Source organism: Mesorhizobium sp. M7A.F.Ca.US.006.04.2.1 (assembly GCF_004022915.1).
Lineage (GTDB): Bacteria > Pseudomonadota > Alphaproteobacteria > Rhizobiales > Rhizobiaceae > Mesorhizobium > Mesorhizobium ciceri.
Genome location: NZ_RZQA01000255.1, coordinates 1 through 7,425, shown reverse-complemented (window position 1 = coordinate 7,425; position 7,425 = coordinate 1). Strand labels below are relative to the sequence as shown.

General features: G+C 61.9%; 6 protein-coding genes. 5 read left to right on the top strand and 1 reads right to left on the bottom strand.

The genetic code is table 11. The features are described from left to right. Positions 1 to 700 (bottom strand): FIST N-terminal domain-containing protein (locus tag EN925_RS15605; RefSeq protein ID WP_281040647.1); only part of this gene is annotated, 700 nt, incomplete at its 3' end. Between the two features lie 263 nt (positions 701 to 963). Between EN925_RS15605 and EN925_RS15600 the strand changes: the two genes are divergently transcribed. From EN925_RS15600 to EN925_RS15580, 5 genes are all read left to right on the top strand, one after another. Beyond that, positions 964 to 1,461, top strand: a complete 498-nt coding sequence (locus EN925_RS15600) for a (2Fe-2S)-binding protein (RefSeq protein ID WP_013531265.1) — start codon at positions 964 to 966, stop codon at positions 1,459 to 1,461. Positions 1,462 to 1,574: 113 nt separating this feature from the next. Beyond that, positions 1,575 to 3,923 (top strand): xanthine dehydrogenase family protein molybdopterin-binding subunit, encoded by a 2,349-nt coding sequence (locus tag EN925_RS15595; RefSeq protein WP_013531266.1) that lies wholly within the window; start codon positions 1,575 to 1,577, stop codon positions 3,921 to 3,923. Positions 3,924 to 4,036: 113 nt separating this feature from the next. After that, complete coding sequence (locus tag EN925_RS15590) at positions 4,037 to 4,834, top strand: xanthine dehydrogenase family protein subunit M (RefSeq protein WP_127369313.1); 798 nt, start codon at positions 4,037 to 4,039, stop codon at positions 4,832 to 4,834. Between the two features lie 406 nt (positions 4,835 to 5,240). Beyond that, entirely contained in the window at positions 5,241 to 6,263 is a 1,023-nt protein-coding gene (locus EN925_RS15585) for an acyltransferase (RefSeq protein ID WP_013531268.1), read from the top strand. A 247-nt stretch (positions 6,264 to 6,510) separates the two neighbouring features. Then, positions 6,511 to 7,425 (top strand): OFA family MFS transporter (locus EN925_RS15580; RefSeq protein WP_128336676.1); only part of this gene is annotated, 915 nt, incomplete at its 3' end.

Below are 7,425 nucleotides of genomic sequence, written 5' to 3'. Positions count from 1 at the left end.
GATCTGGATCGGAAGCCGTCACCACCAGTTTCTCATCGGTGGGAACGAAATTGTCGGTCTTGAAGACATGGAAGGGAATTTCGGTCGATATCAGCACGATGATGGCGCTGTCGGAGGTGACCTTGCCGTTCGAGATCAGGCGCGTCGTCTCGAATTTCAGATCGTCGCCGGCGGAGCCGCCAAGCAGCGGAATGTCATCGAGACCCCAGTGGATGGCTGAACTCACCGCTTCTTCGGCATAGGAGAGCCCGTCGATGAAGCAGAGCGCGAAAGTGCCTTTGGTCCGATCGCAACCGAGGCGCGCGCGCAGCGATCGCCGCAGGGTCTCGACCTCGCCGGTGATCCTGTCCATACCCGACGAGGACAGATTTTCGACCATCACGCTGACGGCGGTAAACGCGGTGGACGGAAGCAGCATGGCCAGCACATGACCATCCTCGAGACCTTGCGGCGTGATCTCGCCGGCAGTCGAGCAGCCGGCGTGGTGGAGCGCCGGCGCGTGGGTCATGAGCGCCTGGGAAAGGGCGCTGGCTTCGACCAGGCTCTGGGAAAAGAACAGCAGGGCAAAGCCCGCGTCGATGGCGGCTGCTTCCAGTGCGATCGCCCTGGCGAACGCCTCCATGTCGGGCTCGTCCGTGGTGAGCGCCGACAGGCCGCATGCATAGCGCGTCTGTGAATTGGCCAGCGATGTTCTCCGCATTTCCTCCGACGCTTTTTTGTGCGCGGCTGTTTTAAATGCTTCTGGCGCGCGGGCGTCGACCGACATTGTTGCCTTCAATCGGCGGTTTGGCAATGGGGCCACCGGCACCGCATGTTTGGGCGCGGCCATGACCGAAAGTACAATGTGCCGCGTTTGCGACGTGCTGTTTTTTGTCCGATGTGCGGTGTACCAATAACGCATGGCCGATGCGCCAACGCCGCGTTGGCAACGTGATGACCAAGGTTGATACCCAGGGAGGGACCATGTCGGACGTTTCGTTGATGGTGAACGGAAAGCGGGTCAGCGGTGCTGCCGAGGACCGAACACTTCTGGTTCACTTCCTGCGGGAAAATCTCGGCCTTACCGGCACGCATGTCGGTTGCGACACCTCGCAATGCGGTGCCTGCGTCGTCCACGTCGACGGCAAGGCGGTCAAATCCTGTACGATGCTCGCGGTGCAGGCCTCCGGCTCGACCGTGTTGACGATCGAGGGCCTGGCAAATGGCGCCGACCTGCATCCGGTGCAGGCCGCCTTCAAGGAACATCACGGGCTGCAGTGCGGCTTCTGCACGCCGGGCATGATCATGACGGCGACCGACATGATCGGCCGCCACCCCGAAGGGCTCGACGAGGCGACGGTGCGTGCCGAGCTCGACGGCAACATCTGCCGCTGCACCGGCTACCACAACATCGTCAAGGCGATCCTCGCCGCATCGACGACGATGAAGGGGTCGAAGGGTAAGGCGAAACAAGCGGCTTGAACGAGGCAGTAGGGCAATAAGGCAGTAGGGCAGTAGGGAATCGGAGCCAATTTTTCCCTACTGCCGTACTGCCCTACTCACCTACTCCCCTACAATCTCGGGAGGAATTTCTGATGGGCATTGAAGGTGTTGGCGCTCGGGTCGCGCGCAAGGAAGACAAACGATTCATCACGGGCGCCGGCCGCTATGTCGACGACATGGTGGTTCCCGGCATGAAGCACGCCGCCTTCGTGCGCAGTCCGCACGCGCATGCGCAGATCAAGAAGATCGATGTGAAGAAGGCCCAAGGCATGCCCGGCGTCATCGGCGTGCTGACCGGCAAGGAACTCAAGGCCGATGGCATCGGCAATCTCATCTGCGGCTGGATGATCCACTCCAAGGACGGCTCGCCGATGAAGATGGGGGCATGGTCGCCACTCGCCTTCGACCGGGTCCGTTATGTCGGTGACGCCGTCGTCATTGTCGTCGCCGAGACCAAGGGGCAAGCGCGTGACGCCGCCGAGGCGGTCGAGATCACCTACAAGGAGTTGAAGGCCGTCGTCGACGCCTCCAAGGCGATGGACAAGGGTGCGCCGCAGATCCACCCCGAAGCGGACAACAATCTGATCTTCGACTGGGACATCGGCAATGCCGACGACACGGAAGCGGCCTTCGGGAAGGCAGCCCATGTGGTCAAGATGGACATCATCAACAACCGGCTGGTGCCTAACGCCATGGAGCCGCGCGCCGCACTTGGCCATTACGACAAGGCCGAGGATCACTACACCTGCTGGACGACCTCGCAGAACCCGCATGTGGCGCGGCTGGTGATGAGCGCCTTCTACAATGTCGCGCCGGAAAACAAGCTGCGCGTGATTGCGCCCGATGTCGGCGGCGGTTTCGGCTCGAAGATCTACATCTATCCCGAAGAGATCGTCTGCCTGTGGGCGTCGAAGAAGACCGGGGTGCCGGTCAAATGGGTGGCTGACCGGACCGAGAGTTTTCTGACCGACGCGCATGGCCGCGACCATCACACCCATGCTGAAATGGCCTTCGACAAGGACCACAGGATCCTCGGCCTGAAGGTCGAAACCCAGGCCAATCTCGGCGCCTATATGTCGCTGTTTTCGTCGGCGACGCCGACCTACCTCTATGCGACGCTGCTGTCGGGCCAGTACAATATCCCGGCCATCCATGCCAATGTGAAGGCGATCTATACCAACACCGCGCCCGTCGATGCGTATCGCGGGGCAGGGCGGCCGGAAGCGACCTTCGTCATGGAGCGCATGATGGAGACGGCGGCCCGCCAGTTCGGCGTCTCGCCGGCCGAGCTGCGGCGCAAGAACTTCGTCACAGCGTTTCCGCATCAGACGCCGGTCATCATGTGCTATGACGCCGGCGACTATGCCGCTTCGCTCGATGCGGCAATGAAGGCGTCGGATTATGCCGGCTTTGCCAAGCGCAAGGCCGCCGCCGCCAAGAAGGGGCTGCTGCGCGGCATTGGCATGAGCTGCTACATCGAAGCCTGCGGCATCGCGCCGTCTGCTGCCGTCGGCTCGCTCGGCGCCGGTGTCGGCCTTTGGGAATCAGCGGAAGTGCGCGTCAACGCGGTCGGCACGATCGAGGTGCTGACTGGCTCGCACAGCCACGGCCAGGGCCATGAGACGACCTTCGCGCAACTGGTCAACGAGCGCTTCGGCGTGCCGCTCGATTCGGTCTCGATCGTGCATGGCGACACCGACAAGGTGCAGATGGGCATGGGCACCTATGGCTCGCGCTCGGGTGCAGTCGGCATGTCGGCCATCGTCAAGGCCCTCGACAAGGTCGAGGCCAAGGCCAAGAAGATCGCGGCACACCTGCTCGAAGCCGACGAAGGCGACATCGTCATCGAGAATGGCGCGCTGAAGGTCGCCGGCACCGACAAGAACGTGCCGTGGTTCCAGATGGCGCTGGCCGCCTACACTGCCCACAACCTGCCGGGCGGCATGGAGCCCGGGCTGAAGGAGACGGCGTTCTACGATCCGTCGAATTTCACCTTCCCGGCGGGCTGCTATATCTGCGAGGTCGAGGTCGACCCGGAAACCGGCGTCACCGAGATCGTCCAGTTCGTCGCTGCCGACGATTTCGGCAACATCATCAACCCGATGATCGTCGAGGGCCAGGTGCATGGCGGGCTGGCGCAAGGCATCGGCCAGGCGCTGCTCGAAGGCGCCCATTATGACAATAGCGGCCAGCTTTTGACCGCGAGCTACATGGACTACACCATGCCGCGCGCCGGCGATCTGCCGTCGTTCAAGGTCTCGACCTCGAACACGCCATGCCCGGGCAATCCGTTGGGGATCAAGGGCTGCGGCGAGGCCGGCGCCATCGGCTCGCCGCCGGCGGTGATCAACGCCCTCACCGACGCCATCGGCAGCAACGATCTTGCCATGCCGGCTTCGCCGTCCACCGTCTGGGCCGCGATCCGCGCGACGAAACACTGAAAGCGAATAGCGAATAGGGAGTAGCGAATAGGGAAGAGAAGGCGGTGCGACTGGATAGATCCTATTCGCTATTCGCTACTCCCTATTCGCCCATTCACCCAAGGGAGAATTCCATGTACGCAGTCAACTATCACCGCGCCGCCTCGGTCGCCGATGCTGCCAAGCTGGTCAAGACAGGCGACGCCAAGCTGCTTTCGGGCGGTATGACGCTGATCCCGGCGATGAAGACGCGGCTTGCCGCGCCGTCCGACCTTGTCGACCTGTCGCGGATCGCGGAGCTGCAGGGCGTCAAGGTGTCGGGCAAGACCGTCACCATCGGCGCCGCCACCACGCATCACGCCGTTGCCAATGACGAGAAGCTGAAGAAGGCCTGTCCGGCGCTTGCCCATCTGGCGTCACTGATCGGCGATCCGGCGGTGCGCCATAAGGGGACGATCGGCGGCTCGATCGCCAACAACGACCCGGCGGCCGATTATCCGGCGGCGCTGCTGGCGCTGGGCGCCACCATTATCACCAACAAGCGCGAGATCGATGCCGACAAGTTCTTCAAGGGTCTGTTCGAGACCTCGTTGAAGGAAGGCGAGATCGTCACCGCCGTCACCTTCACCGCGCCGGCCAAGGCGGCCTATGAAAAGTTCCGCAATCCGGCATCGCGCTACGCCATCGTCGGCGTGTTCGTTGCCAAGGGCAAGGATGGCGTCAGCGTCGCCGTCACTGGAGCCGGCGATGACGGCGTCTTCCGCTCGAAGGAGATCGAGGCAGCATTGGCCAAGAATTTCGCGGCCTCGGCACTGGAAGGTGTGAAAGTGCCGGCGAAGAATCTGATGACCGACATCCATGCCTCGGCCGATTATCGCGCCAATCTGATCGCGGTGATGGCCAAGCGCGCGGTTGCGGCAGCCAACGCCTGAGAAACTGTTTGGAAACTCTACTCCGGCGGCCATCTGATGGCGTTTTCTGTGCTTCCGGTGCTCACGTACCAAAAGTACGCTCCGCTCCGGTTCTCGAAACCACCACCATATGACTCGCCAGGGCGAGTTTCGAAACAGTTTCTAATACGATCGGTCGCAGACAAGGAAAGGGGGCCTCCGTGGCCCCTTTTCTCGTGCGGCGGCCTGCATCCGTTCAGTTGCTGATGGAATCGCTGCCGCACTGCTTGAAGCAAATCCCCGCCGAGCCGGAGGCCGGACCTGATCCGGCAGCAATCTCGCACTTGCACAAATTCATATTGCACTGCAATATGGACTGGGCGGGAATGCGAGCTGGGTTCGAAATGTACCGTCGTACCCTTCGCATACCTATTGCGAGAGGATCGGCATGACCGACATTTCCGCGACGCATGTCGTTCCGTCCCGATCCGCCGCCGACAGATCAACCAGAACAAGACTGGCCTATCTCGACGGCTGGCGCGGGCTTTCGATCGCGCTGGTTCTGATCGGCCATTTCTTTCCGGTTCCGGGAATCAATCTTGGCGTGCTGGGCGTCGAATTCTTCTTCGTGCTCAGCGGCCGGCTGATGGGCGAGATCCTGTTCATCGAACGCTACCCGCTGAAAAAATTCTTCAAACGCCGCTTCTCCCGCATCTATCCGGCTCTTCTGGTCTTCGTAGTCGTCGCGATGATCGCGCTCTCCGGCACGTTCCTCGCCTTCAAATGGAAGGCCGCGCTGACGGCGCTGACATTCACCTACAATTATGCCGGCATTCTCGTGGCTCGGGCAGGGGCGCTCGACCATATCTGGTCGCTCTGCATCGAGGAGCACGCCTACATCATCCTGGCGCTGATCAGCGTCATCGTCTCAAGTCGCTCTCGCGTGGTCGTGCTGCTCCTGGCGCTGGCCTTGCTGGCCATGGCCAATGGCGCGGTTTCGTACTGGGTCTTGGGGATGGACTACGAAACCACTTATTGGCGCACGGATGTGCACATCGCGTCGATCCTCCTGTCGGCTTCGATCTGCCTGCTCAAGGCCGACGGCAGGCTGCCGGCGTTTTTGAGAGGCAAGCATGTGGCCCTGGTGGCAACGGTCTGTGCCGTTGTCCTGTTCCTGGATCGGGTGCCGACGCCGATGCACTATCTCTTCGCGGTGCCGCTGCTGGCTCTGGCCGTCAACGCACTCGATTTCAGCCCACGGTATTTTTCCGGATTGCTGTCGTCCTGGCCGATGGCGACGCTGGGGCTGTGGTCGTACTCGCTCTATTTATGGCAGCAGCCGTTCTACAAATTCGTCTATGAGCAAGGCAGCGCGCCGATACCGATGCTGGCCGCGGTCTTCGCTTGCGCGGCCTGCAGCTACTACCTCATAGAGCGCCCGGCGCGCGAATGGCTCAACCGCAACTGGTGAATGCCGTCGTGCCCGGCCAGATGATCGTGAGTGCAGGTGGAGGGATCGTGCTTCGTAAGCAGACGATCCATTAATTGTTTCTAATCTAACTTTCGGGAAAGCAATGACCTGCTTTCCGATCTGGGCCAGTCTCATTAGACATTGGTCTTATGGCAGGCATTCCTTATTGCCTCGCCGGCTTACCCGCCTAGTTTGTTCGCAGGACACATCTGAGAAGATGGTTCGAAGACGCATCTGGGAGGATGGAATGGATACGACCGGGGAAAGGGCGGGCGGCTGGCTCGACCGCTCACGCACCGTCGCCGAGCCTGGCTTCAGCAGGTGGATGGTGCCGCCGGCGGCGCTCTGCATCCACCTTTGCATCGGCCAGGCCTATGCGTTCAGCGTTTTCAACTTGCCGATGTCTAAGCTGATCGGCATCACCGACTCGGCGCCCGACGACTGGAAATTGACCGGCCTCGGCTGGATTTTCTCGATCGCGATCCTGTTCCTGGGCATTGCGGCGGCGTTCGGCGGCGGCTGGCTGGATCGCGTCGGTCCGCGCAAAGCCATGGTCGCTTCTGCCTGTTGTTTCGGCGGCGGCTTCATTGTCTCGGCGCTCGGCGTCTATCTGCACCAATTGTGGATCATCTATCTCGGCTACGGCGTGCTGGGCGGCATCGGTCTCGGCCTCGGCTATATCTCGCCGGTCAAGACGCTGATCACCTGGTTTCCGGACCGGCCGGGCATGGCAACCGGCATGGCGATCATGGGCTTCGGCGGCGGCGCCTTCATCGCCTCGCCGCTGTCGGTTTATCTGATGAAGCTGTTTTCGACGCCTGAGCACATCGGCGTCGCCGAAACCTTCCTGGTGCTGGGCATCGTCTATTTCGTCTTCATGCTGATCGGCGCCGTTATCGTCAGGGTGCCGCCGGAGGGCTGGAGGCCTGCCGGATGGACGCCGCCGGCGGCACAGAATGCGATGGTGACGACGTCCAATGTCCATCTCGACGATGCGTTGAAGACGCCGCAGTTCTGGCTGCTGTGGGGCGTGCTGTGCCTTAATGTGACGGCAGGGATCGGCGTGCTCGGCCAGGCCTCGGCGATGAGCCAGGAGATGTTTCCGGGACGCATCACGCCTGCCGCTGCCGCCGGCTTCGTCGGCCTGCTGTCGATCTTCAAC

Excerpts from the sequence above, each read along its gene's own strand:
- EN925_RS15590 (WP_127369313.1), top strand. The coding sequence starts at position 4,037 with ATGTACGCAGTCAACTATCACCGCGCCGCCTCGGTCGCCGATGCTGCC.
- EN925_RS15595 (WP_013531266.1), top strand. The coding sequence starts at position 1,575 with ATGGGCATTGAAGGTGTTGGCGCTCGGGTCGCGCGCAAGGAAGACAAA.
- EN925_RS15585 (WP_013531268.1), top strand. The coding sequence starts at position 5,241 with ATGACCGACATTTCCGCGACGCATGTCGTTCCGTCCCGATCCGCCGCC.
- EN925_RS15600 (WP_013531265.1), top strand. The coding sequence starts at position 964 with ATGTCGGACGTTTCGTTGATGGTGAACGGAAAGCGGGTCAGCGGTGCT.